General features: G+C 60.0%; 23 protein-coding genes. 15 read left to right on the forward strand and 8 right to left on the reverse strand.

What is annotated here, in order from left to right:
• Positions 1-115 precede the first annotated feature (115 nt).
• The 6 genes from C7440_RS10345 to C7440_RS10370 all read left to right on the forward strand — a co-directional run bounded on the left by C7440_RS10345 (position 116) and on the right by C7440_RS10370 (position 5,654).
• Positions 116-940 carry a VOC family protein gene (locus tag C7440_RS10345; RefSeq protein ID WP_017524470.1) on the forward strand — a complete coding sequence of 275 codons (825 nt, stop codon included), beginning with the start codon at positions 116-118 and terminating at the stop codon, positions 938-940.
• A 50-nt stretch (positions 941-990) separates the two neighbouring features.
• On the forward strand, positions 991-1,845 hold the full coding sequence (locus tag C7440_RS10350) for a fumarylacetoacetate hydrolase family protein (RefSeq protein ID WP_116518438.1): 855 nt from the start codon (positions 991-993) through the stop codon (positions 1,843-1,845).
• A 6-nt stretch (positions 1,846-1,851) separates the two neighbouring features.
• A complete protein-coding gene (locus tag C7440_RS10355) occupies positions 1,852-2,643 on the forward strand; it encodes an IclR family transcriptional regulator (RefSeq protein WP_116518439.1) in 792 nt (263 codons plus the stop codon).
• Positions 2,633-4,297, forward strand: a complete 1,665-nt coding sequence (locus tag C7440_RS10360) for a bifunctional 3-(3-hydroxy-phenyl)propionate/3-hydroxycinnamic acid hydroxylase (RefSeq protein WP_116518440.1) — start codon at positions 2,633-2,635, stop codon at positions 4,295-4,297. Before C7440_RS10355 ends, C7440_RS10360 begins: the two co-directional genes overlap by 11 nt.
• A complete protein-coding gene (locus tag C7440_RS10365; protein ID WP_116518441.1) occupies positions 4,294-5,073 on the forward strand; it encodes a 2-keto-4-pentenoate hydratase in 780 nt (259 codons plus the stop codon). The genes C7440_RS10360 and C7440_RS10365 overlap by 4 nt, the downstream gene beginning before the upstream one ends.
• 101 nt (positions 5,074-5,174) lie before the next feature.
• Positions 5,175-5,654, forward strand: coding sequence for a VOC family protein (locus tag C7440_RS10370; protein ID WP_116518442.1), 480 nt, complete (start codon positions 5,175-5,177; stop codon positions 5,652-5,654).
• An 18-nt stretch (positions 5,655-5,672) separates the two neighbouring features.
• Here the strand turns inward: C7440_RS10370 and C7440_RS10375 are convergent, their stop codons facing one another.
• Positions 5,673-6,614, reverse strand: coding sequence for a DMT family transporter (locus tag C7440_RS10375; protein ID WP_116518443.1), 942 nt, complete (start codon positions 6,612-6,614; stop codon positions 5,673-5,675).
• Between the two features lie 83 nt (positions 6,615-6,697).
• Between C7440_RS10375 and C7440_RS10380 the strand changes: the two genes are divergently transcribed.
• The 4 genes from C7440_RS10380 to C7440_RS10395 all read left to right on the forward strand — a co-directional run bounded on the left by C7440_RS10380 (position 6,698) and on the right by C7440_RS10395 (position 9,771).
• Entirely contained in the window at positions 6,698-7,189 is a 492-nt protein-coding gene (locus C7440_RS10380) for a MarR family winged helix-turn-helix transcriptional regulator (protein ID WP_116518444.1), read from the forward strand.
• 68 nt (positions 7,190-7,257) lie between these two features.
• Positions 7,258-8,169 carry a LysR family transcriptional regulator gene (locus C7440_RS10385; RefSeq protein WP_116518445.1) on the forward strand — a complete coding sequence of 304 codons (912 nt, stop codon included), beginning with the start codon at positions 7,258-7,260 and terminating at the stop codon, positions 8,167-8,169.
• Positions 8,170-8,287: 118 nt separating this feature from the next.
• A complete protein-coding gene (locus C7440_RS10390) occupies positions 8,288-9,370 on the forward strand; it encodes an aromatic ring-hydroxylating oxygenase subunit alpha (RefSeq protein ID WP_116518446.1) in 1,083 nt (360 codons plus the stop codon).
• Between the two features lie 14 nt (positions 9,371-9,384).
• Entirely contained in the window at positions 9,385-9,771 is a 387-nt protein-coding gene (locus C7440_RS10395) for a hypothetical protein (protein WP_116518447.1), read from the forward strand.
• 152 nt (positions 9,772-9,923) lie between these two features.
• Here the strand turns inward: C7440_RS10395 and C7440_RS10400 are convergent, their stop codons facing one another.
• A complete protein-coding gene (locus C7440_RS10400; protein ID WP_243410881.1) occupies positions 9,924-12,089 on the reverse strand; it encodes a TonB-dependent receptor in 2,166 nt (721 codons plus the stop codon).
• Between the two features lie 254 nt (positions 12,090-12,343).
• Here C7440_RS10400 and C7440_RS10405 point away from each other — a divergent pair, with 254 nt between their 5' ends.
• Positions 12,344-13,681, forward strand: coding sequence for a PepSY-associated TM helix domain-containing protein (locus C7440_RS10405; protein WP_116518449.1), 1,338 nt, complete (start codon positions 12,344-12,346; stop codon positions 13,679-13,681).
• Positions 13,682-13,685: 4 nt separating this feature from the next.
• Here C7440_RS10405 and C7440_RS10410 read toward each other — a convergent pair whose 3' ends face one another.
• A complete protein-coding gene (locus C7440_RS10410; RefSeq protein ID WP_116518450.1) occupies positions 13,686-14,150 on the reverse strand; it encodes a hypothetical protein in 465 nt (154 codons plus the stop codon).
• Positions 14,151-14,241: 91 nt separating this feature from the next.
• On the opposite strand from C7440_RS10410, the gene C7440_RS10415 reads away from it, so the two are divergent.
• Both C7440_RS10415 and C7440_RS10420 read left to right on the forward strand, forming a co-directional pair.
• On the forward strand, positions 14,242-15,531 hold the full coding sequence (locus C7440_RS10415; RefSeq protein WP_165832532.1) for an SDR family oxidoreductase: 1,290 nt from the start codon (positions 14,242-14,244) through the stop codon (positions 15,529-15,531).
• Entirely contained in the window at positions 15,519-15,992 is a 474-nt protein-coding gene (locus C7440_RS10420; protein ID WP_116518452.1) for a DUF2269 family protein, read from the forward strand. The genes C7440_RS10415 and C7440_RS10420 overlap by 13 nt, the downstream gene beginning before the upstream one ends.
• A gap of 40 nt (positions 15,993-16,032) precedes the next feature.
• On the opposite strand, the gene C7440_RS10425 is transcribed toward C7440_RS10420, so the two are convergent.
• A complete protein-coding gene (locus tag C7440_RS10425) occupies positions 16,033-17,289 on the reverse strand; it encodes a citrate synthase (RefSeq protein WP_116518453.1) in 1,257 nt (418 codons plus the stop codon).
• Between the two features lie 133 nt (positions 17,290-17,422).
• Between C7440_RS10425 and C7440_RS10430 the strand changes: the two genes are divergently transcribed.
• Complete coding sequence (locus tag C7440_RS10430; RefSeq protein WP_165832533.1) at positions 17,423-17,833, forward strand: cupin domain-containing protein; 411 nt, start codon at positions 17,423-17,425, stop codon at positions 17,831-17,833.
• A gap of 65 nt (positions 17,834-17,898) precedes the next feature.
• Here the strand turns inward: C7440_RS10430 and C7440_RS10435 are convergent, their stop codons facing one another.
• From C7440_RS10435 to C7440_RS10450, 4 genes are all read right to left on the reverse strand, one after another.
• Positions 17,899-18,714: a class I SAM-dependent methyltransferase gene (locus tag C7440_RS10435; protein WP_116518588.1), complete on the reverse strand. Its 816-nt coding sequence runs from the start codon at positions 18,712-18,714 to the stop codon at positions 17,899-17,901.
• Between the two features lie 135 nt (positions 18,715-18,849).
• Positions 18,850-19,722, reverse strand: a complete 873-nt coding sequence (locus tag C7440_RS10440) for an N-acyl homoserine lactonase family protein (RefSeq protein ID WP_116518455.1) — start codon at positions 19,720-19,722, stop codon at positions 18,850-18,852.
• A gap of 56 nt (positions 19,723-19,778) precedes the next feature.
• Positions 19,779-20,912: an ABC transporter substrate-binding protein gene (locus tag C7440_RS10445; RefSeq protein ID WP_218940650.1), complete on the reverse strand. Its 1,134-nt coding sequence runs from the start codon at positions 20,910-20,912 to the stop codon at positions 19,779-19,781.
• A 573-nt stretch (positions 20,913-21,485) separates the two neighbouring features.
• Positions 21,486-22,076, reverse strand: a complete 591-nt coding sequence (locus C7440_RS10450; RefSeq protein ID WP_116518457.1) for a lytic transglycosylase domain-containing protein — start codon at positions 22,074-22,076, stop codon at positions 21,486-21,488.
• 525 nt (positions 22,077-22,601) lie between these two features.
• On the opposite strand from C7440_RS10450, the gene C7440_RS10455 reads away from it, so the two are divergent.
• Complete coding sequence (locus C7440_RS10455; protein WP_165832534.1) at positions 22,602-22,994, forward strand: CBS domain-containing protein; 393 nt, start codon at positions 22,602-22,604, stop codon at positions 22,992-22,994.
• Positions 22,995-23,543: the final 549 nt, after the last annotated feature.

Raw genomic sequence — 23,543 nt, forward strand, 5'->3', positions numbered from 1 at the left:
GAAATGGCTGAAACAAGAAATTCTTAGAGACTTACCCTAGGCACAAGGCCGCCCCGCTCTTGCACAAGAGCCTGGCAAGCCGGCATCGCCTTACGGCCCCCTACAGGAGATCCGCATGAATTACCTCGAGGCCGAACTCGACCACATGGAAATCGGCTCACCCGACCCCGAAAGGCTGGCGGGCTTCTACGCCCAGGCCCTGCAACTGAACACTTGGCCGGCCAATGACCGCATCCTGTGCGAGGGGCGCCATCGCCGCATGGTCATGCGGCAGGGCGAAGCCAAGTCGCTGCACTACCTGGCCTTCAGGCTACCCTCCCTGCCGGCGCTTGCCGCCCTGCGCAGCCGGATTGAAGAAAAAGGCGTGGCGCCGCAGCCCTCGCCTTCGCCCTTCTTCGACAGCCACGCATTCATGGTTTCCGACCCCGACGGCAACCGCATCGTGTTCGGCCACGGCCCTCGCAACGGGCACAGCAGCGGCTTGCCCGCCAGGCTGCAGCACTTGGCGCTGGGCACCACCCATATCGAAGCCATGATCGGCTTCTACACCGAGACCCTGGGCCTGCGCACCAGCGACAATGTCTATGCCGACGGCGATAGCCTGCGCTCCACCTTTCTGCGCGCGGGCAATGAGCACCATGTCGTCGCCATCTTCAAGGCGGCCCGCAACTGCTTCGACCATCACTGCTACGAAGCCGGGTCGTGGGATCTCATCCGCGACTGGGCCGACCACCTGGCCACCCACGACATCCCGCTTGACTGGGGCCCGGGCCGCCATGGCCCCGGCGACAACCTGTTCTTCATGATCCGCGACCCCGACCAGAACTGGCTTGAAATCTCGGCCGAGCTCGAACTGTGCCAAGATGACCGGCCCACAGGCAGCTGGCAGCATTGCGAGAAAACCCTCAACAGCTGGGGCAAGGCCTATCTGCGCAGCTAGGGCTCGGCCCCACACACCCCATTCCCGAACACCACATCAAAGGACTACTCATGCGTCTTCTCTCTTTTGTGACCCGCAGCGGCCAGGCCGGCTACGGCGCCCAGCTCGACGAACACCAGGTTGCCCATCTCAGTGCCCTGCTCGGCCATCGCTACCCCGACCTCAAGTCGCTGATCGGCGGCGGGCTGGACGAGGCCGATGCCGTGCTGCGGCTGGCGCCACGGCTTTCCACGCATGAAATCCATTTGCTTCCCGTCGTTCCCAACCCGGGCAAAATCATCTGCGTGGGCCTCAACTATGAAGCCCACCGCCTTGAAACCGGGCGACCCGTAGAACAGCATCCCTCCATCTTTACCCGCTTTGCCGCCAGCCAGGTGGCCGCTGGCGACCCCATCATCCGGCCCACGGTCTCCACCAAGCTCGATTACGAGGGCGAGCTGGCCGTGGTCATCGGCCGGCCCGGACGATACATCAGCGCCGAGCAGGCCTTCGAGCACGTGGCCGGATACTCGTGCTACAACGACGGCTCGGTGCGCGACTGGCAAAACCATTCGCACCAGTTCACCCCCGGCAAGAACTTTGTCGGCACCGGCGCCTTCGGCCCCGCCCTCGTCACCCGCGACGAGGTGGCCGACATTACGGCGCAAACCCTTACCACCCGCCTGAATGGCCAGGTCATGCAGCAAACGCTGATCAGCGACATGATCTTCTCCATACCGCAAATCATCGCCTATGTATCGTCATTCACGCCGCTGGAAGCCGGCGACGTCATCGCCACCGGCACGCCGGGCGGCGTGGGCGCCAAGCGCGATCCCAAGGTGTGGATGAAGCCCGGCGACGTCGTCGAGGTGGAAATCACCCAGGTGGGCCTGCTGCGCAACCCCATCGTCGACGAGCAAGCTTAAGTATCCATGAAGCCCGATCGCAGCAGCTCCATTGATCGCATCCTCTCCATACCGCGCCTGTTCACCGAAAGCAGGCCGGTGTGGACAGTGGAAGAAGTGGCGCGTGAATTCGACCTGCCCGTCAGTACCACCTACCGGTACTTTCAAAGCCTGATCAAGTTCGAGCTTCTTGACGAGGCCCCTGCAGGCGGCTACTGCCTTGGCCCCGCCTTCATCGAGTTCGACCGCTCTATACGCGTCAGCGATCCGCTGTGGCAGGTGGCCGAGCCCATCGTCGATACGCTGGCCAAGGCGATGGAGCCCGGCACGTCGCTGATCCTGTGCCAGGTATACCGCCGCAAGGTCATGTGCATACACCAGCGCGTCATCGGGCCGCTGCATCCCTCCATCGGCTACGAGCGCGGCAAGCCCATGCCCATGTTCCGCGGCGCCACGTCCAAGGTCATACTGGCCCACCAGCCCTGGCGCCACCAGAAGCGCGAGTTCGAAAACAATGAAAGCGAACTGCGCGCCCTGGGCCTGGGCGCCGACTGGAAAAGCTTCAGCGGCGCCCTGCGCGACATCCGCAAGCGCGGCTACTGCGTTTCACGCGGCGAGGTCGACGCCGGGCGCATGGGCATCGCCGCGCCCATTTTCGACTCCAGCAACCGTGCGCTGCGCAGCCTCAGCGCCGTGGTCTGGCAGCAAGATGTCGATGCCGCGCGCGAAGACCGCATCGTCACCAGCGTGGTCGCCGCCGCCAGCCGCATCAGCGAAGCGCTAAGCCGCGCCGAAACCCAGCACAGCCATGAATCCTGACCACCGCATACCCGTCGCCATCGTGGGCGCCGGCCCCATCGGCCTGACCCTGGCGAACCTTCTGTCGACCTACGGCGTGCCTGTAGTGCTGCTGGAAAAAAACAGCACCACCGTGCAGCAGCCGCGTGCCATCTCCATCGACGATGAATCGCTGCGCACCCTACAGGTCGCCGGCCTGGCCGACGAGATGCTGAAGCTGTGCGCCCTGGACTACGGCTCGGTGTACCTCGATACCAGGCGCCGTCCCTTTGCCAAGGTGTCGCCCAGCACCGCCGAGTTCGGCTATCCCAGGCGAACCGCATTCAGCCAGCCGCAGCTCGAAGCCCTGCTGCGCGAAGGCCTGGGCCGCTTCGGCACAGTGGATGCGCGCTTCGGCCATGAAGTCACCCACTTGCAGCAAAATGAATCAGGCGCCGTCCTGCAGGTGCGGGCCGTCGACGGGGCCCAATACACCTTGCACGCACAGTACGTGGCCGCCTGCGACGGCGGACGCAGCCCCTTGCGCCACATGCTCGATATCGGCATGAGCGGCCATACCTACGAAAAAAAATGGCTGATCATCGACCTGGAGGGCACGCGCGACAACTTTCGCGAAACCCGCGTCTATTGCGACCCCCGGCGGCCCGGCATCAACCTGCCCGGCCCCGGCCAGACCCGGCGCTTCGAATTCATGCTGCTCGACGGCGAAACCGACGAGCAGGTTACCGACGAGGCTTTCGTGCGCCGGCTGCTGCGCGACCATGGGCCCGATGAAAACGCCCACATCGTACGCAAGCAGGTCTATACCTTTCATGCGCTCATGGCCCAGCAGTGGCGCAAGGGCCGGGCCTTCCTGCTGGGCGACGCCGCCCACCTCACGCCCCCCTTCGCCGGCCAGGGCCTCAACAGCGGCCTGCGCGATGCCGCCAATCTGGCCTGGAAGCTGGCGGGTGTCGTGCAAGGCAGGCTGCACGCCAAGGCGCTCGACAGCTACCAGCAGGAACGCCCCGAGCATGCCTGGCAGCTTATCGAGATGGCCATCACCCTGGGCCGCATCATGATGCCCGACACCATGTCCAAGGCACATCTGATTCAAAGCGGCTTTCGCGCACTGCGCCTGGTTCCGCCGCTTAACGACTACATCACCCAGATGCGCTACAAGCCCAAGCCGTGCTTTTCCAAGGGCTTTTTCGTGGCCGACGGCGCCGCGCCGCGCGATACCCTGGTGGGCCGCATGCTTACCCAGCCTCTGGTCGAGACGCAAGACCGGCAAACCAGGAAGCTGGACGAAGTGCTGGCAGACGGCTTCGCCCTGCTGGCCTTTGCCGACGACCCGCAAAAAGCGTTCGACGGCCTGCCCGCCATGCAGTTCGAAGAACGCCTGGGCATCAACCGCGTTTGCATCACCTCCAGGTTTTACAATCCCTTCGAAGCGCCCCAGGGTGTCGTCGCCGTGCGGGACAAGACCGGCGCGTTTGAAGAACGTTACCCCGGTGCACGCGATTATTGGCTGCTGGTCAGGCCCGATAGATATGTGATGGCCAGGATTCCGCGCAAAGCGGCCAACGCAACGGTGGACGCTTTGCAGCGGCTGCTGTCCCCGCCCGAGGCGCCATGCGCCGAGCCGGCCCCAGGCGCCGCCCTTGAGGTCGCAACATGCAAGGAAACCCCATGAGCTTGAGTGACGATCAGATCCTGGAACTGGCGCAGTCCCTTTGGCAGGCCGAACAAACCCGCCAACCCGCGGCCCTGCTGTCCCAAAAGCATCCAGGCCTGGACGAAGCCGACGCCTATCGTATTGCAGCGGCCAAGCTGCAGCTTAGAAACCGCAAGTCCACGGGCTATAAGCTGGGCTACACCAGCGCGGCCATGAGGCTTCAAATGAACATCTCGTCGCCGAACTACGGGGTGCTCACCGAAGACCAGCTCGTCCGGGGTAGCGAGTTGCCTTATGACGCGCTGATCCATCCTCTGGTCGAGCCCGAGATCGCCATCCGGCTGAACGAAGGCCTGCCGCGCGCAGACATGCACGACCGAAATTCGGTACTGGCCGCCAGGCCTGAGTACATGCTTGCCATCGAAGTTTGCGACACCCGCTATCCCACGTACCAGTTCAAGGCGGTGGACAACATCGCCGACAACAGTTCGGCGGCCCGGTATGTGCTTGGGGAACCCGCGCCCATAAACCCCGACACCGACCTGAGGGCCCTGGGCATCGAACTATGGATCGACGACGAGCTAAAAGACCAGGGCGTCGGCGCCAACGCGCTGGACGATCCCTTGCTTGCGGTCGCATGGCTGGCCAACCGACTGGGCCAGGAAAACAAAAGCATTCAAGTGGGCGACGTGATCTTGACGGGCGGGCTGACCAAGGGATACCTGGTGCAGCGCGGTCAACGCGTCGCCAATAAATCCGCCGGCCTTGGAGCCGCTACCGTACGCTTCGTGTAGGCACCGTTCCCCCACCCTGCTATTTTCCAGCTGGCGGGCATGCGGCTTGCCGGCTCAATTTTCTGCCCTTGGCAAGCAATGCCCGCCCCAGGAGACCCGCCATGCCCAGCAAGAACACCATTTGCCTCTGGTACGACAGCGACGCACTGGACGCCGCAACCTTCTATGCCCAGACATTTCCCGACAGCTCGGTGGGGAATGTTCTGCGCGCCCCCGCCGACTTTCCTTCGGGAAAGAAGGGCGACGTCCTGACTGTCGAGTTCAAGGTAATGGGCATCCCCTGCCTGGGCCTGAACGGTGGGCCCGCATTCAAGCATAGCGAAGCATTTTCGTTCCAGGTGGCCACCGACGACCAGGCCGAGACCGACCGCCTGTGGAACGCCATCGTGAAGAACGGCGGCCAAGAGAGCGACTGCGGTTGGTGCAAGGACAAGTGGGGCCTGTCATGGCAAATTACACCGCGTATCCTGACCGAAGCAATCAACGACCCCGACCCGGCCGCCGCCAAACGCGCCTTCGAGGCCATGATGACGATGCGCAAGATCGACATCGCCGCAATCGAGGCCGCCTGGCGGGGATAGGCCTTGCGCTGGTCCTGTCTACTGTCGCCCGCGCGGCGAACGGGCAGCCAGTTTCGCCCGGCTGCCTGCGATAAGCGCGACGCCCAGCGCGATCAGGCCCGCCCCCGGCAGCAAGCCGGCAGGCGGCGCCTCGTTTTGCAGGTAGATGGCCACGGGCACGGCAACGACCGCGCCCACCGAGCCGAGCAAGCTCAACAATACCGGGCCTCCGGTTTTCTGCAGCAGGAAAAGCACCTGGAACTGGGCGGCAAACACAAAGGCCTGCGCCAATGTCAGCACGACAGGCAGGCTGCGATCCATCGGCACTGCCAGAGAATAGCCCGGCAGCATGCTGAACAGCATCAGCATGAAGACAGCCACGAACAGCATGCCCGTTGCCAGGGCATGCGCCGAAACGCCCGCCGGCCACTTCAAGGTCCTGTATATATTGCCCACGGCGAGCAAGGCCGGTCCCAGCAAAACCAGCACCGTCCAGAACAAGTCTGCGTCTGAAGCGATTTGCCGGCTAGCTGCCAGGACCCCCGCCCCGCCCAGGGCCGCGACGACACCCAGCGCCCGCGCCCACTGGAAGCCCTCCATGCCCATCGCAAGCGCCCCCGCGTATGTCAGCAATGGAGGCAGCGCGATCATCAGCGCCACAAAGCTGGCGCCCACGTGCGGGATGGCCTCAAAAAAGATGAAGTTGGGCCCGGCAACACCCACCAGCGCGGCCACCGCGTAATACTTGATGCTGCGGTTGTTGAGTGGCGGCAAACTGCCGCGCAACGCCGCCCCTGTCAGCAAAAGCAGAGCGGCACCGGCAAGCGACCACGTCAGGAAGGCCAGCGGCGTCATCCCGATTCCCACTGCCAGCTTGGCCAGGTTGGTGGACACGCCCAGCAAGCCCCCGCCTGCAAAAAGAAGAAGCACGGGCAGCAAGCGCGATTTTTTTCCACGCGAGACGGTTGATTGGGCAGACATTTCAGCTTTGGTTCAAGTTATCTTGACATCAAGATAAACCATTAATATCTTGACGTCAATCTATTCTGGGGCACAATTGCGGCATGGACCATGTAGATCAGATCCTCGCCCAGTGGCATCAAGAACGCCCCGATCTCGACGTAGATGCAATGGGCACCCTCGGCCGCATCCAAAGGCTGTCGCGCCACGTGCTGCGCGAAATGGAAGACACTTTTTCCCGGTTCGGATTGAACCGTGCAAGCTTCGACGTGTTGGCAACCTTGCGCCGCCTTGGTCCGCCCTACGCCCTCTCGCCAGGCGACCTCATGGCCTGGACCATGGTCACCTCTGGCACCATGACCCACCGCATCGACCAGCTTGAAAAAGCGGGGTTTGTGGAACGGATCCGCAACCCGCAAGATGGACGCGGCTTCCTGATTTCACTTACGCCGCGCGGGCTGGAAATCATCAATGAAGCGGTCACCGCGCACGTGCAGACACAGGCCCGGCTGGTGGCCGGCCTGACGAAGAAACAGCGTGCGCAGATGGATGAGTTGTTGCGGGTGTTTCTTGCGAGGCTGGAAGGCGGGGAGTAAATAAGCCGATTGACGATGCAAGCGTCAAGGACTACAAGGTGAGCGTCAGGTTCATTCCGGAAACCGCAATGAAAAACCATGAGCACTGGCCGTTCCTGCACTCCTTTGTCAAGGTCGCCGAGGCAGGCAGCTTTACGCTGGCAGCAGAACGACTCGAGATTTCCAAATCTCATTTAAGCAAGCAAATTTCCCAGCTCGAGCAGAACCTGGGTACGCAGCTGCTTGTCCGTACAACGCGAAAGATGAAGCTGACCGACGAAGGCGAGCAGCTTTACCTGAAATGCACGCGCTTGTTCGGCGAGCTCGAAGAGGCAGTACAATCCGCGGCCAATCCGGACTCTCAACTTGCAGGGCATCTGCGAGTGGTATGTCCGGACATCATAGGAGAGCAGTATGTGGCCCGCGCGGCGACCGAGATAAGCAAGCTGTATCCCCAGTTGCAAGTCGACGTTCAAGTAACCATGCGGACTATAGACTTGATCGCCGAAGGTTACGACATTGTGGTCCGGTTCGGCGATCTCGACGATTCGTCGCTTAGGGCCCGGCAAGTTTTTGCTTTGCCTCACGTCGTCTGTGCTTCGCCGGCCTATTTTTCCGAACACGGCGTGCCGGACAGCATCGACCAGCTTGAGGCGCATAATTGCCTGAAATCTGCCTTCGAGCCCTGTGTGCCCTGGCACTTTGCGGTGGACGGCAAACAGATAGAATTTCTGCCCAAGGGAAGCTGGACAAGCAATAGCGGCCCCGCGCTGGTCAACGCAGCCTTGCAGGGCGTAGGAATCTGCCGCTTGCCAGAAATTTACTTGCGGACCCATATCAACGCCGGAACACTGGTTCCTGTCCTCGAAGAATTTCGCTCCAACCCATTGCCGGTCTGGATGGTTTACCCAAATTCCCGATACACCCCCGCCAAAGTACGTATGTTCATCGATTACTTCAGCGACAATATTGAACGCCTCATCCGGGTGTGTCCGGTCTAGATACGCTCCCCTGATTGTTGACTATGGCACAACAGTCTAATGGCGTCGGCACTATTTATGCCGGTCGACGTCGCCGATAGACTTCTCATACAAGAACGACACAAGAGGAGGCTATGCGATGCTTATCTACAATACCTGGTACGTTGCGGCAGAACCGCAGGAACTGAATGGCGGCCCGTTGGCACGCACAGTATTGAATACGCCGGTAGTCTTGTTCCGGACGGACTCCGGCCAAATTGCCGCGCTCGAGGACAGATGCCCGCATCGTTTCGTGCCCTTGTCGCTTGGCAGAGTCGCAGGAGAAAACATCCAATGCGGCTACCACGGCGCGCAGTTCGACACGCGCGGCAATTTTCATCTGGTACCTGGGCAGTCTTCTGTCCCGAACACCTGTATCAAACGGTTCCCCACACTGCAAAAACACGGATACGTCTGGATATGGATGGGCGAACCCGAGCTTTCATCTGACGTTTCCAGCATTCCGGAATTTCTATACCGAGGCGATCATCCCGACTGGGACGGCGGCTATGGCCACTTCGAATCCATACAGGCGAGCTATAGCTTGATCAATGACAACCTGTTCGACATTACACACGCCGAATATGTCCACCCCGGATCGTTCGGTGGTGAAGAAATGCGCTTTTACCGGCAGCTTCATGAGGGCCATGACTTTGTCGATCAGAAAACAACCTACAGCATCGGCGAAAGAAGCATTACGTTCCGAGTGCGATCACTGAACATGGACGCCGGTGGACCATTCTACCGATGGATGGTCTCGACCAGCATGGGCGTCGAGCACTACGCCGGCAAGGTCGACCTGGACATGCAGGTCGATTGGGGCGCACCCTCATATACCTCTTTCCTGCTCAATGCCCGGCCATCCGGAAAGGCACCAGCCGACGGCGCGCAGGTTTGCAATATGCATGCCGTCACGCCTGAAACCGCAACGAGTTCACATTACTTCTTCCGTTCCGTAAAGAACTACGGAGGCGAGGAGCTGGCCGGGCCATTCATGGAGGGCGTAAGAGCCATCTTCGACCAAGACCAGCCCATACTGGAAGCACAACAGCGAAACATCGGCGATGAAGAAGTACTCACCCGGAAGTCCGTCGCCTTCGCCGGAGACATGCTGTACCGACGAGCACGCGTCATCAATGCGCAGCTGGCCGAGTTGGAAAAAAACCTTGCCCTTACATCCTGAGCGGAGATCTAGCTATGTATATGGTTGCCTTTTGCTATCCAAACGGAGAAGCACGCAAGTTCGACTATGAACATCTGGTGAACAGGCATTTGCCGTTAGGCGTGGGCCTGACGCACAAGCACTTGGAGATCAAGCCTTTGAAGATTGTCGCCTACTTTCCTGTGCATGGGCCTAACAACAAAGAAGACTCTTCGCCCTATAGCGCCATTACCAATGTTTATTTCGAGAAAAAGGAAGAGGCGGAAAAATTTCTCGGGCTTTTCGACGTAGAAGAGGCGGCCCGGCTGCTATCCGAGGATTTTCCCAATTACACGCCGGGGCCGCCGTCCGTACTGATGGCAAGGGTTACAGAAATTACGGATATGGACGCATTGGTCGATCAGTTCGTCCAGACACAATAACAGTAAAAATCAATCGACGCCGCTACCCATTGCGTGACATCCTCCACACGGAAGCTTGTGAAGCCCCTGGCTTCGACCAAGCTCCCATAGGGCTGGCTCAGACCGAGCGAGGCCTGAAGTGTTTTGCGGGCTATAACGCCATGAGTTCAAACCTAGAAATCGACCGTGGCCGACAACATAAAGGTACGTCCGGCGGCGTTGGTCGCAAAGGACCCGCTGGCTAGCCAGTATTTCTTGTCCGTCAGGTTGTCGATGTTGGCGCGAAACACTACCGTTTTGCCGGCCACCCTGGTGCGATAGCGGGCGCCCACGTCGAAGGTCGTGACGGCAGGCAGGCTCAAGGTGTTTTCCGCGCTGATGTAAGTGGACGAGGTGTGCGAAACACGTCCATTGAGACTCAGGCCTTCCACCCACGGAGTGTCCCAATCCAGTCCAAGGTTGAAAGTTCGACGCGGTACGCCGGGCGCCGTGTTGCCCTCATTGATGCCGCCCTGCGTCTTGGTGAGCTTGCCCTGCGTGAAAGCAGCGCTGGCCATGATGCGCAACCCGGGCTGCAGTTCGCCATAGGCCGTGAGTTCAAGGCCGCGGTTGCGCTGTTCGCCAAAATAGCCGTACACATTAGCGTCGTCGGCCTGGGCGGCCGGCCGAGCCAGCTGAAAGACCGCCGCCGTGGTGGTGATATGGCCCCAGTCGACCTTTACGCCCGCCTCGTACTGCTTTGACTTGTACGGACTGAGCACTTCGCCGGCGTTCGCGTACATCGGGCTTACCACGGTGCCGCGCGTCAGCCCTTTGGTAAAGTTGCCGTAAACCGAAACGTTGTCCAACGGCTTGACCACGATGCCCGCCACCGGCGAAATGGCGTCGGCCTTATAGGTGCCGGTTTTTGCGCCGGTGGCCGTGCTGTAGCTGTCGACCTCAACGGTCTGCTTACGCGCACCCACGGTCAGGAGGACGCGATCCTGAACGAAGGACAAGGTGTCGGCAATTGCGATGCTGTCCAATGTAGTCTCGGACGCCCGCTCCATGCTGTTGCGCACGGGCGAATTCGGAGGAAGCGGCACAGGATCATAGATGTTCGATGGCACAGCGATGGTGCCGGGCGAGTAGGCGTTGCCGGTTTCCTGACTCAGGCGCGTCGCGGCCAGGCTTAGCGTGTGGCCTATTCCGCCCGTGTCGAAACGGGCCTGCAGGCCGACATCGCCGCTGAAGGTCTTGGAATAGGAGTCGTAATAGGAATTCATGACCCCGAAGTTCCCGTCGGCGTCCACCCCCTGCCGTGCGAGCGTAAGCGGATCGACGGAAATCGGAAACACCTGCTTGACGACGTTATCTCGATAGCCCAAGGCGAAATGGCCCGTTATGTGGTCGGTAATATCGTATTCAAGTCGCGAGGCGATCGTCTTGTCGCGCTGCGTCAGTGTAGTGCCCGGATAGAAGGCGATACGCCCATCGGGCGCGGCGGGAATCTCGGTAATATCGGGACGGAAGCCGATCTGCGAGCGGAAATCATCCACTTCTTCATCCTGGTATATCGCGTCCAGCGACCACCTGAGGCGCGCGCCCCGATAGTCCAGCGCCAGCGCCCCCAGGCCCAGATTCTGCTTGCCATCGTCAATGGACGCTTCGCCGCCGCGCAATACGCCGTTAAAGCGCACGCCCCATGCATTGTTCTCGCCGAAGCGCCGGCTCACATCTACGTGAGCGCCCAGATTGGCCTTGCTGGTATAGGTGGTGGTCAAACGCGTCAGCGGCTCGTCGCGAGCCCGCTTGGTTACCACATTGATGCTGCCGCCCACACTTCCATTGGGCGGAATGCCCCGCATAAGCGTGCCGGGCCCCTTGAGCACTTCGACGCGTTCGATGAATTCCAATGGAAGGCGGTTGGCCGACAGCAAGCCGTATAAACCATTCATTCCCACGTCGCCCGTGCCGACGCTGAATCCGCGGATCTGGAAGTCTTCGCCAAAGCCGCCTGTGGAAGTGGTGGTGCGCACCGAGGCATCGTTGGTGATGATGTCGGCCAACGTGCGCGCCTGTATGTCTTCTATTAGTTCCGAGGTGTAGTTAACCGTGCTGAAAGGCGTGTCCATGACGTTGCCCGCGCCCAGCATTCCCAGACCGCCCCCTTGCGCCACCTGCCCGCCCGCATAAACGGGCTGTAATGGATCGTTGGCCTGGCTACCCTGCACGACGACGGCCGGCAATACTGTCGACGGCGTCGCCGTTTGCGCGAACGCTCCGCCCCCATACGCGAGCAAAAGGCCGGCTGCCAGAGGGCTTAGCAAAGTGGGACGCAGTACAGAACGAGAAGGCATGAAATAGCTCTTATTTGACGTAAAACCGAAGAAGAAGGGGCGCATAGGCTTGGTCGTTGGATATAGGTATAATTTTTAAACCTAAAAATAATAATCGTTCTCAACTACATTATCAACAAAAAACCGGCGATCCAGCCGAACCTTCGCACCCAGGAACCGGCATGGCCTGTAATCCACCCTTCCAGCTTGCCTACGCCCTCAGCGCCACGACACCGCACGAGGCCATGCAACCCGCCGCAGCCGGGATCTAAGCCATGCTGTCCACCGGAGCATTGCGTAACTGGTCTTTCGTGCACAAGTGGACCAGCCTGATCAGCACGGTTTTTCTTTTAATGCTGTGCCTGACCGGCCTGCCCCTGATTTTTGAGCACGAGATCGAACACTGGCTGGCTGAAGACGCGCAGCACACTACGGCCGCCAGCGGCCTGCCCATGGCTGACCTCGACCAGGTCGTATTGGCCGCCCAAGAACAAGCCCCCGGTAAGGAGGTCATGTTCGTCGGCGATATTACCGACGACGGATTCTGGTATGTAAACCTTGCCGACAAGGTAAGCGGCGGCGGCTCACGAACCACCGTGACCGTCGACTACTACACAGGCAAAGTGCTGGGCCCATCCGCCCAGCGCAGTGCCTTCATGGCATTCATGCTGCAGTTGCATACCGACCTGTTTCTGGGGTTGCCCGGCAAGCTGTTCCTTGGGCTGATGGCGTTCCTTTTGCTTGCAGCAATCATATCCGGTGTAGTGCTGTATGCGCCCTTTATGCGGAGACTGCGCTTCGGCGAGATTCGCCGCGATCGTCAGCCGCGTCTTAAATGGCTGGACCTGCACAATCTATTGGGCATCGTAACCCTCGTCTGGGTAGGCACTGTCGGCGCCACCGGCATGATCACCACCTGGGCCGAGTTGATCGTTGGCGCATGGCGCGCCGACCAGATGGCCGAAATGGTGGCTCCGTATGCGGGCCGGCCGCCCGTAACAGAGCCCGGGTCGCTGCAGCAGGCAGTGCGTGCAGCCCAGCAGCTCGAACCCAATATGCAGCTGGGCTTTGTCGCGTACCCCGGCTCCAGCATGGCAAGCCCACATCATTATGCGGTGTTCATGCGTGGCACCGAGCCGCTGACGTCGCGCCTGCTGAAACCCGTACTGGTGGACGCGCGAACATTGCAAGTCACGGACAACCGCCCCCTGCCCTGGTACATGCTTACATTGCTTCTCTCAGAACCGCTTCACTTCGGAGACTATGGCGGCCTGCCCATGAAAATACTCTGGGCAGCGCTGGACATCATTACGATCATCGTACTGGGTAGCGGCCTGTACCTTTGGCTCGCCCGCGGCCGACAGGCACCCGCCCAGCCCGACCGCGCCATAGCGCCGTCCTCCGCAAACCGGATGTCAGCCAAAGGCGAGAACAAGCGCCCACACAGCGGCATGCGTGATATCTGGCAGGCTCCCACGATCGTGGCGGCGATCACCTTGGTCGGCCTGATTGCGGCCCTCGTGGGCGACGGCTGGAAAGACGCCGTGTCATGGATGGCGCTTAGCGTGCCCGTGGCCTTGATAGCGTGGAAGTGGGGGCGCCGCCAGGCCTAGGCTTCTATTTAGATTTCAACAGCGCATGCAAGGCCAAACCCGCCCCAAAGGCAAGGTAGACATAGGCTAGCGATGGCTTGCCGAGCCGGCGCTCAAAGCCGGGCGTCAGTCGTTCGGGCGTACAGTACAAGTCCACCACGCAGGCCGTGGCCGCAACGCCACCCGCCAGAGTCAAGGCCTCGAACTTGGTGGGCTCGGCCTTGCGACGACTCAACAGAAACTCGTAGCCAAGGGCCCAAAAGATAGAGGCGGCGTGGTGTATGCAGTAGCCGGCCAGACTGTAGCGCAGTGAGCCTTGCTCTTTATGCAGGGCCTTGTCGCCCCACAGCCAGTGGCTTACGGCGTTCACCGGAGCGAACGCGGCGCTGCAGTCGCGCGCGCCACCATGCAATAAGGCGACTGTCGATACAACACTGGCGTAGCTACCCGAAGTGGCGGCGCTCTTGAGCACTCTTACCAATGTTTTCATTTGTGGAATCTCCGGAGGCCCGCGGCCTCTTAGAATAGCAAGAGGCGCTGGCTTTCCTTGTAACGACCTGTTGAACGCATCCGAGGCCGACATGAAGATATTGCTCACCGGAGCGTCGGGCTTTATCGGTAGACATTTGCTCGATGCCCTGCTCGATGCGGGCCATGAGGTGGTCTGTGCTCTGCGCAAAGCGAAAGCCGAGGCAAGGCCGGGCACGTCGCAGTTCATCATTGACTACAACGACGCCAGGCGCGCGCAAGATTGGCTCGCCGAGCTTGACGGCGTGGAGGTCGTCGTGAATGCCGTAGGCATCCTGCGCGAATCGCCAGGGCAAACCTTCGATGCGCTGCATCGAGCCGCACCCACTGCGCTGTTTTCAGCGGCAGCCCAAGCCGGCGTTGGCCACATTGTCCAGATTTCGGCGCTGGGTGCCGATGCGCAAGCGACCTCGCGCTATCATCTAAGCAAGAAGGCGGCCGATGATTTCCTGCTGGCCCTGCCAACACGCAGCACCATCGTGCAGCCTTCGCTGGTGTACGGCCCGGGTGGCGCGAGTGCCGCCCTCTTCGAGCGCTTTGCCAGCATGCCTCTAATTCCCTTGCCCGGTGACGGCAAGCAGCAAGTGCAACCCGTGCATATAGACGATGTGGTCGTCGCATTGCGGCTTATCATCGAGTCGTCCTCTACATCCGACACCCGGATTGCCCTGGTGGGTCCCCAACCGATAACCATGCGAGCCTTCTATGCCGCCTTGCGTCAAGCCATGGGTTTCGTCCGCCCGGCGCGCTTTATCGGCATCCCGATGCTCCTGGTGCGCTGGGCAGCTGCAATCAGCAGTCGCCTGGGAAGAGGTTTCCTGGACGAAGAAACGCTGGGTATGCTGCAAAGGGGCAACACGGGCGATCCCGCGCCGTTGATTTCACTGCTGGGTCATGAACCACGCGAGCCAAGGCATTTCGTTCCACGGCCTTACGCCGATGCCGTGGCCACCCGCGCGCAAATGCGATGGCTGCTGCCAGTGTTGCGATGGTCTATCGCGCTGGTATGGATCATTACCGGCCTGGTCTCACTAGGCCTTTATCCCGTGGAGCAAAGCTACGAGCTACTGGCACGCACCGGCATGCCGCCCTCTGTGCAACCGCTGTTCCTGCATGGCGCCGCGCTATTAGACCTGGCGCTGGGGGTGCTGACCATACTGCCGCGGCGCCCACGCGTTACATGGGTGGCGCAGGCGGTGCTGGTGCTCGCCTACACCGCCATCATTACATTGAAACTTCCCGAGTTCTGGCTGCATCCCTATGGTCCTGTGTTGAAGAACCTACCCTTCTTGGCAGCCCTGTGGGTCATTTACGAACTAGAGGACCGGCCATGGAATACCTGATCGTGAAATGGCTTCATGTGCTGGGTTCCACATTGTTGTTTGGCACCGGCATAGGCAGCGCCTTCTATCTGCTGCTTGCCAGCCTGTCCAAAGACACGGCTGTTGTGGCGAAAGTATCGGCTTATGTGGTCATCGCTGATTACCTATTCACCGCCACGACAGCGCTCGCCCAGCCGCTGACGGGGTTCTGGCTGGTTCACCTGGCGGGCTTTCCGCTATCGGCGGCGTGGCTGTATTACTCCATATTTCTGTATGGGATCGCCATTGCTTGCTGGTTGCCTGTGGTGGGCATACAGGTACATCTACGCAATCTGGCCCGAGATGCCGCACAACAGCAAGTCGCGCTGCCCCGGGCCTACTGGTACTGGTTCCGCATTTGGATCGCGTTAGGCGTTCCCGCATTTTTTGCATTCGTCGCCATCTTCTATCTTATGGTTTTCAAGCCGGCCGCTTTCAGTTGACCCCCGGCTGCGCAACGGGCCGCTCATCGCGTCAACCCGGCTACAAAGCGCCCGGTTCGCCACCAACGTAGCGCGCCCGCGGACGCAGCATGAACCCTTGCGTTCGCTGCTCCAGCGCGTGTGCCATCCAGCCGACTGATCGGCTGAGTATCCACAAGACCGAAGCACCGTCTCGGGGCATTCCCACTGACCTGGCGAGTATGACCAGCGCCACAGCTATTCCGGGCAGAACCGAGCTCTCGGCCTTGGCCTGTGCCAGGAACTCGAGCAGCATGGGAACCTTGGGGTCCATGGGCTTAAGCTTCGAAGCAAGCCTCAACAGATATTCAGCGCGAGGGTCTCCCTTCGGGTACAAGGGATGGTTGAAGCCGAATAGCGATGTTCCCCGTTGCGCGGCAAAGCGCTGCATCTCGCTCCAGTTACGCCTGGAGAGCGGTTCAAACAGCCGCTCATCCACGGCAGTTGTAGCAGCGACGGTAGAAGATCCGGCGTGTACACACAAGGCTGCAGCGACGCAAGAAAACAAGTCGCTATTGGTAGAGGCTGCGATGCGCGACGCGAATGAGGCGCTTGCCAGTTCATGGTCGGCCAATAAAACCAGCGCCTGATTGACCGCAGATCTATTGTCCTCTGTCGGCTCGCACGCCGCGGCCCGCAATACCTGGACAGCAATAGGCTCATTCGCTCGGCGGTGCACAAATCGCTTGGCGGGAGAAAAATAGCCAAGGCAGCCGGCCAGAGTCTGGATAATCAGCCGCTCGGCCTGGACACGATTTCCCGCAAGTTCCCGAGCGCCGCCTCCGCTCATGCCGAGAGCCAATATCGCCCTGGCCAGGACTTTGCTGACATCGTCCGATTCAACGCCCTTCATGCCCAAGGCCAATGCCTTTTGGCAGTAAGCGGGGGTTTCGAGCTCTGGCCATGCCTCGATGCCCGGCTGCCATACGCCCGCCAGCAGCAAATGGACGACAGTCTCGAATGAGATGCCGGAATCCGCGAGCTCGCTCGCCTTGCGATTGCGATAGAAAGGCCCGGTAGAGTCGATATATGTGATGTTTGTATTAACTACGGGCTCGCCCCAACGCAAGGCCCGGGAGGCAGTCTCGGCCTTTACCGGCGGCCCTGGATGCCGGGCCTTGAGCCGCTCAACGTCCTCACGCAGGTACATGCTTCGGCGCCGTGCATGATCTTTGGCTCTGCGCAGCAAGCCTCGGCTTACATATGCATAGAGCGTGGCTGGTTTTACTCCCAGGGCCCGAGCCGCCTCGTCGCGCGTCAAATAATCAGGGTTTTCCATGTCTGTTGATTAATTCAATCAATATTGATCAGGAATTCCACACACTATAAAGTGACTTCACGATCTCGAGAAGATTCCCCTTGAGACACTCACCATGCAGCGCGCAGGCGCTCGCAATGCCGGAGAACCGAGCATGAATGAACCCACCGATTCCACTTCCCGGCCGGCGGTCAAAGACGCTGCTTCCATCACTTGGCACACGGACGATATCGACTGGACACCGCTCACTGGCCTATTCATCCAGAAAGCCGGCTATAAAACCGTTGTGCCACCCGAATTCAGCAATGGCGCCTACAGTATTGAACTGACGACTGTCGGCGCGGGCGGGTCCTCTCCAACGCACAAAGAGCCTTGGGCGCATGTGTTCTACGTACTGTCCGGCCATGGCGAAGTAACGGTCGAAGACGAGGTGCAGGAGGTCAGGGCTGGGTCGGTAAGCCCGATTTCCGCCGGCCAGGCGCACTCCTTTCGAAACATCGGCGACCAGGCTCTGGAAATGCTCGTTATTTATCATCCGCCTCGCAAACGCAAGGCAACGCCGTAATCCAAGCCGGCAAACTCTCCGATAAGCCGAGACATCGGATTGAAGTCCTAAAGAAGCCGCGCGCCTCAGGGCTTCACGAACTTCAGTGTCATGCGGTCGCTCTCGCCGATTGCCTCGTAACGTGCGCGGTCTTTGTCTTTGTTGCGATACGTGGGCGGCAGGGCCCATACGCCGTTGGGGTGGTCGGCGGTGTCTTTGGGGTTGGCATTGATCTCGGATTTTGCCGCCAGCTTGAAGCCGACGCTTTCCGCCATCTCGATCACATACGACTCATGCATGTAGCCGGAGCTGGCGGTTGCGTCTTGCTTCATGTTTTCGGGAAGGCGGTGCTCGACCACCCCGAAAACGCCCCCGGGCTTCAGGGTGTCGTACACGCTCTGGAACACCCGCTTCATATTGTCGTCGCCATAAGACAGCCAATTGTGCAAGTTGCGGAAGGTAAGCACCAGATCGGCGCTGCCGGGCGGTGCGTAGCTGAGATTGCTGGGCGGTTCGAAGACCGTAAGCTGCACCTTGCCGAAGCGGGTGGGGTCTGCCGCCAGTTTCTTCTTGAAGTTCGCGGTATAGCCCCGACGGTATTCCTTGGGCGAGTCTTCGCCGTAGGCGGCCGCAATATAGCGGCCTGCGTCGCGTAGATAGGGAGCCAGAATTTCCGTATACCAACCGCCACCAGGGCTAAGTTCGACAACGGTCATATTGGGCTGTATGCCAAAGAACGATAGCGTCCCGTAGGGATGGCGGGCGGCATCGCGCTGCACGTAGGCCGGTGTGCGCTGATCGCTGGCTATGGCTGCTTTAAGGGCATCATCGGCGGCGGGGGCGGCGGCATGGGCGATGGAAGCCATACCAAGGGCAATTACGGCGGCAAGGGCTTGTCTCATTGTGTAGTTCTCGTAGAGTTTAAGCGTGGCCGGCCGTGTTTCCAGCTTGCGCCCGGTGGCTGCATTGCCACAACGGGCCAAGCATGGCCAGCGTTTGGAAAACGCCAGCATACAACGTATTGGCAAGGTCTTCGATCAGGCTCCGGCCACAGACGGCGAGGCCGGCCTTAGCAACGAAGCATGCTGTTCGGCAAGCGACACCTCGGCAAACCGAACTCCATCCCGCTCGCCGGACGGATAGCGCTTGAAAAGCTCGATGTCGTGGCCGGGCACCAGTCGCGAAAGGTCATCACCCGCAACGCTCTTCATTTTCTGGAACTCGCGAAGCATGTTCCAAGGATTGCCCTGCGTATAGCCGGGCGGCCACATGCGATGCACGTTCTCAAACGTATAACAGCAATCGCCCGCAACGACATAGCGCCCGCGAGCCGACGCGATTTCCACCCATTGGCTGCCAAAGGTATGCGTGTCTTGCGCAAGCCTGCACGTAACGCCCGGGGCAACTTCGGCGTCGCCCTCCAGGAACTCGACGCGGCCTGCGCCGATGGCACGCTCCAGCAGGTCGAAGTCGTTGAGGTTCAATGAGGAGAAGGCCCAGTCGGCCTTGCTTACCTTGCTGGTGTCGTGCTGGCCAATCACCTGCTTCCACGCATCGTACTCGTAGCGCTGGAGATAGATTCTTGCATTCGGGAAATTGTGGAAGTTGCCCGCATGGTCGAAATGCATGTGGGTCAGCACTATCTTGTCGATGCTTTCGGGGGCAAAGCCAAAGCGCTCCAGTAGTTGGTCGCTTCGAACGAAGTTGGCGAAACCGGCGCCTGTCATGGAGCCGGCGGACTCGAACCCGGTATCGATAAGAATGGTCTCGCCATCGGTCGAGCGCAGCAAGGTGATGAGCATCGGCGTGTCGACCTTGCCCTGGTTGCTGTGAATGGGCGAACCGCTCAGGAAGTCATAGGGTAAGTTGCCCACCGCGTAGCAAAAACTCCAGATGCTCCAGTCTGTCATGTGTGTACTCCTTACCTGTGATGCGAGCCAGTCGTGCCTGATGCCGACCGCGTTTTTCAAAGCCTGGGATCCTTCACTTTCTCTATCGTGTCGAACTCTATGTTGTAGAGCTCGCCGTCGACTTTTTCGGTGCGGCGCAGATAGACGTCCTGCACGATGTCACGAGTTTCGGGGTCGATGCTGACGGGGCCGCGCGGGCTCATCCACTCCATGCCCTTCATGGCCTCGACAAGCTGTTCGCCCGTGGCATCCGGGCCCGCTTTCTCGAGCGCGGCATAAATCACATGTATGCCGTCGTATGCGCCCACCGACATGAAGTTGGGGCGCATCGTGTTGTCCACGAATGCCTCGAAATCCTTCACGTAAGCCTTGTTCTCGGGCGAGTCGTGCGCGGCCGAGTAATGCCCCGAGGTAACCGTGCCAAGCGCTTCGTCGCCTATCGTGGGCATGAAGTAGTCATCAAGCAGGCCGCCCGTGGACATGAGCTGTATGCCGGCATCGCGCAGCCCGCGTTCCACAAACTGCTTCATCAGGGTAACGCCCGGCCCCGGCGGCAGGAACACGAACAGCCCGTCAGGCTTCAGGTCTTTTACGCGCTGCATGAACGGCGAGAAATCCGGCCCCACCAGCGGCACGCGTATCGATTCCAGCACCTTGCCGCCGCCTTCGGTATAGCGTTTTACAAAGACTTTTTCAGAATCGAGGCCCGGACCGTAGTCGGAAACCAGCGTCACCACGGTCTTGATATCGGCCTTGGGGTCTTTGGCGGCCCAATCGGCGATAGGCAGGGTGACCTGCGCTTCCGTCATCGACGTGCGAACAATGTAGGGCGACTTTTCAACTACCGACGACGTGCTGGCCGACATGACGACCATCGGCACCTTGGCCTGCGTGGCAATGGGGGCAGTGGCAAAGGCCAGCGGCGTAAGCCCGAAGCCCGCCAGCGCGCTGACACCTTCCTTGACGACAAGTTCTTGCGCCAGGCGCTTGGTGAGTTCGGGCTGGACTCCCCCGTCGTCCTTGACGATCAGCTGTATCTCGCGGCCGCCAACGGTGTTGCCGTGCTGCTTCATATAGAGTCTTGCCCCCGCTTCCATCTGCTTGCCGAACGAAGCAAAGGGCCCCGTCAGGGGAATGATGAGACCGATCTTGAAGGGCTCCGCCGCATGAGCCGCGGCCGCCATGGCCATGCACCCCAGCACGGCCAGGGTTCTAAGTATGGTTTTCACTGTATGTCTCCAGTTGATTGGGCCGACGCCAACGCTCGCCTGCGTAGATAGGTACCCGTGTGTGTTTTTAGCTGGGGCTTCTGGCGGCCCCTCTGGTCGAAACCCGAGTTATGAGTCGACATTTTATATTTACATCGATTTTTTTTACAACTTTCGATTTAAACAAATAATATCGATTTACTCAAGCGCTGATAAGAACTGCCCACCATCTCAACCCAATGGTGTCGCACCCACTTCATATCGAGGCCGTCCCGCTACGCAAACAGGCTCAGCGCGCGCAGGCGTCGCTGCCGGGCCGCAAGGGCCCTTCGAGGATTTGGAGTTTGAATACCGAGGGGCGGCAAGGCATTAGTGCAAGCTGCCGAGCAGGTACCGCAGGATCACACGCGGTAACGCTTTGAGGCCGTGGGTTTTATTGTTGTGCGGCGACCTGTCAGGACCAGCCGACCACCGTTCATACACCAGACAGCGCGTGGATTTCCGACACGTCCTGCATGATGAGCCAGGCTTGCACCGCCACGCACGCCATGAGCCTTATCCGGTCTGCCCCGCCGACGAATCTTCAAGCTGCCACGTGGCCATCGCCACTTCAGCCGCAGCCATGTCGGCCACATGGGCCAGCTTATGAGATTCGCCCAGCACCTTTTTTGCATAGTTGCGGGAATTGCCGGAATATTTGGCCAGGGCCTTTGACAAATCGCCCCCCACGGATTCCAGATACTCTTCGAGTATGTCGGCGCCCACACGAACATTCACGGCTGGGTCAAACAACGACTCGGACGCCTTGAGCTTCTCGCGGTGCCAGCGACGCACCACCTGCATCAGCCCTTGCGCGCCATACCTGTTTTGCACCTTGGGGCGGAAAGTGCTTTCTTTGTGCATGATGGCGATCAGCAGTTCGGGGGTAAGCCCCACGCGCCGGCTGGCTTCGGCCCATGCAAGCTGCACGTATTTCTGCACCGTCTCCGGCGGCTTGCGCAACTTTTCGGCAAGGTACTCGACCTGCGCCCGCATGCGGGCCTCGTCCACCATGGACTCCATGTCCTGCACGCTTTCCAGGTCGATGTCCGACGCGGCCTCCTGCTGCTGGAGGGATTCAAGTACGGTAAGCTGATTGAACGCCATGGCCGCCGGGTCGCTTTCGGGCTCGCTGGCCCAGGCGCTGGGGATGGCAATTGAGCTGCCTGCAAGACAAAGCGCGACAGCAAATGCAGAGGTTCGGCGGGAAGTTAATCGATAAAGCGATTCAACGCGGTTCAGTAAGGTTTTCTTGTCAGTCATCGGCCCTGTACCCACAACCACCTGCACTCGCAGGAATAGCCTCCCGAGTGATCAGGCCGCTTGGTTATTGGGTTTAGTACGTTGGAGTGCCGGGCGCGGTGCTGCGTGTCACCAAGCACGTATCAGAGGTGTATTCAGCAAAACAGCGCCTGAAGCGCCGTTTTTTTCCTTCGGAATCATAGCATTGTAAACGTTACAGCCCTGCTAGGGGCTGTAAGCAGGCATGACATTCCTAGCCTGCCCGGACTTCTGAAGCACAAACACATTGACCAAAATCAACACTCTTCACGCTCGCTTGGTTACTATTTTTCTTAGGTCCATTGTTGTTCAACTTAACCCTGAGAGGCTGAAATGACAATCGAGAAAGCCATGAGCACCAAGGTTGTAACCATCGAGGCGGGCGATACCCTGCTGCATGCCACGCGCACGATGAAAGACAACAAAATCAAGCATTTGCCGGTGGTCGACCGTGCGGGCAGCCTGGTGGGTATCGTCACCGACCGCGACCTGAAGCGGGCCTCGGCCTCTGACGCCACCACGCTGGAAGTGCACGAGCTGCTCTATCTGTTGGATAAGGTCACCATCGACACGATCATGCGAAAAAATGTGGTCACCATCGACAAAGGCACCGCCCTGAAGCAAGCCGCGCAGATGATGGTCGAAAAAGGCATCGGGTGCCTGCCGGTAATGGATGGCAAGCAGTTGGCCGGCATCGTTACCCGCACCGATGTGCTGCGGTATTTTGCCGGCCTTGACGGCTGACAGCTGCCCTTCCTCATTACATTCACAAGCGGCGTGGTGTCCCTTGGCGCATGGGGGACACCTCCCGCACAGGCATGCGCTTGGACGAAATTCGTACGCAGCCTTGTGAGCTCTTGTTCAATCCACTTGCAATTCCATTTCACCGGCTTTCAAAATTCCGCCGCGCCTCCCCGATCTGTTTCGGATGGTTTCTCCCCTCATCACAGCGGCCGCATTCGGCATTAGGATGAAGCTATGCCAGACCGCCCGCATGGGCAACGGGAGACAGCTATGTCCTTCACTTTATTCAGCCGGCCCGCCTCGCCGGGCCGAAACCGGTATTCAAGATGGATGCGCAGCGCCGTGGTGCTGGGCCTGGCCCTTACGGTTTCAGCCTGTGCGTACGATTCACCGCACTACAGATCGTATGGCGGACACAGCAGCTATCATCACGGCTACTACAGTCCGGGCCCCGTTTACCGCGGCCACTACTCCCCCCGTCCCGACTGGCGCGCGCAAGCCCGTCACCGCCAGGCGCAGCAGCGCCGCCATGCGGAAATACGCCGGCAT

Origin of the sequence: Pusillimonas noertemannii (genome assembly GCF_003096595.1) — a bacterium.
GTDB lineage: Bacteria > Pseudomonadota > Gammaproteobacteria > Burkholderiales > Burkholderiaceae_B > Pusillimonas > Pusillimonas noertemannii.

What these genes read in the sequence shown, in the direction of transcription:
- C7440_RS10455 (WP_165832534.1), top strand. Translation starts at nt 22,602, where the DNA reads ATGAGCACCAAGGTTGTAACCATCGAGGCGGGCGATACCCTGCTGCAT.
- C7440_RS10355 (WP_116518439.1), top strand. Translation starts at nt 1,852, where the DNA reads ATGAAGCCCGATCGCAGCAGCTCCATTGATCGCATCCTCTCCATACCG.
- C7440_RS10425 (WP_116518453.1), bottom strand. Translation starts at nt 17,289, where the DNA reads ATGGAAAACCCTGATTATTTGACGCGCGACGAGGCGGCTCGGGCCCTG.
- C7440_RS10405 (WP_116518449.1), top strand. Translation starts at nt 12,344, where the DNA reads ATGCTGTCCACCGGAGCATTGCGTAACTGGTCTTTCGTGCACAAGTGG.
- C7440_RS10360 (WP_116518440.1), top strand. Translation starts at nt 2,633, where the DNA reads ATGAATCCTGACCACCGCATACCCGTCGCCATCGTGGGCGCCGGCCCC.
- C7440_RS10370 (WP_116518442.1), top strand. Translation starts at nt 5,175, where the DNA reads ATGCCCAGCAAGAACACCATTTGCCTCTGGTACGACAGCGACGCACTG.
- C7440_RS10380 (WP_116518444.1), top strand. Translation starts at nt 6,698, where the DNA reads ATGGACCATGTAGATCAGATCCTCGCCCAGTGGCATCAAGAACGCCCC.
- C7440_RS10415 (WP_165832532.1), top strand. Translation starts at nt 14,242, where the DNA reads ATGAAGATATTGCTCACCGGAGCGTCGGGCTTTATCGGTAGACATTTG.
- C7440_RS10345 (WP_017524470.1), top strand. Translation starts at nt 116, where the DNA reads ATGAATTACCTCGAGGCCGAACTCGACCACATGGAAATCGGCTCACCC.
- C7440_RS10400 (WP_243410881.1), bottom strand. Translation starts at nt 12,089, where the DNA reads ATGCCTTCTCGTTCTGTACTGCGTCCCACTTTGCTAAGCCCTCTGGCA.
- C7440_RS10420 (WP_116518452.1), top strand. Translation starts at nt 15,519, where the DNA reads ATGGAATACCTGATCGTGAAATGGCTTCATGTGCTGGGTTCCACATTG.
- C7440_RS10440 (WP_116518455.1), bottom strand. Translation starts at nt 19,722, where the DNA reads ATGACAGACTGGAGCATCTGGAGTTTTTGCTACGCGGTGGGCAACTTA.
- C7440_RS10410 (WP_116518450.1), bottom strand. Translation starts at nt 14,150, where the DNA reads ATGAAAACATTGGTAAGAGTGCTCAAGAGCGCCGCCACTTCGGGTAGC.
- C7440_RS10430 (WP_165832533.1), top strand. Translation starts at nt 17,423, where the DNA reads ATGAATGAACCCACCGATTCCACTTCCCGGCCGGCGGTCAAAGACGCT.
- C7440_RS10385 (WP_116518445.1), top strand. Translation starts at nt 7,258, where the DNA reads ATGAAAAACCATGAGCACTGGCCGTTCCTGCACTCCTTTGTCAAGGTC.
- C7440_RS10350 (WP_116518438.1), top strand. Translation starts at nt 991, where the DNA reads ATGCGTCTTCTCTCTTTTGTGACCCGCAGCGGCCAGGCCGGCTACGGC.
- C7440_RS10395 (WP_116518447.1), top strand. Translation starts at nt 9,385, where the DNA reads ATGTATATGGTTGCCTTTTGCTATCCAAACGGAGAAGCACGCAAGTTC.
- C7440_RS10435 (WP_116518588.1), bottom strand. Translation starts at nt 18,714, where the DNA reads ATGAGACAAGCCCTTGCCGCCGTAATTGCCCTTGGTATGGCTTCCATC.
- C7440_RS10445 (WP_218940650.1), bottom strand. Translation starts at nt 20,912, where the DNA reads ATGGCCATGGCGGCCGCGGCTCATGCGGCGGAGCCCTTCAAGATCGGT.
- C7440_RS10450 (WP_116518457.1), bottom strand. Translation starts at nt 22,076, where the DNA reads ATGGCGTTCAATCAGCTTACCGTACTTGAATCCCTCCAGCAGCAGGAG.
- C7440_RS10390 (WP_116518446.1), top strand. Translation starts at nt 8,288, where the DNA reads ATGCTTATCTACAATACCTGGTACGTTGCGGCAGAACCGCAGGAACTG.
- C7440_RS10375 (WP_116518443.1), bottom strand. Translation starts at nt 6,614, where the DNA reads ATGTCTGCCCAATCAACCGTCTCGCGTGGAAAAAAATCGCGCTTGCTG.
- C7440_RS10365 (WP_116518441.1), top strand. Translation starts at nt 4,294, where the DNA reads ATGAGCTTGAGTGACGATCAGATCCTGGAACTGGCGCAGTCCCTTTGG.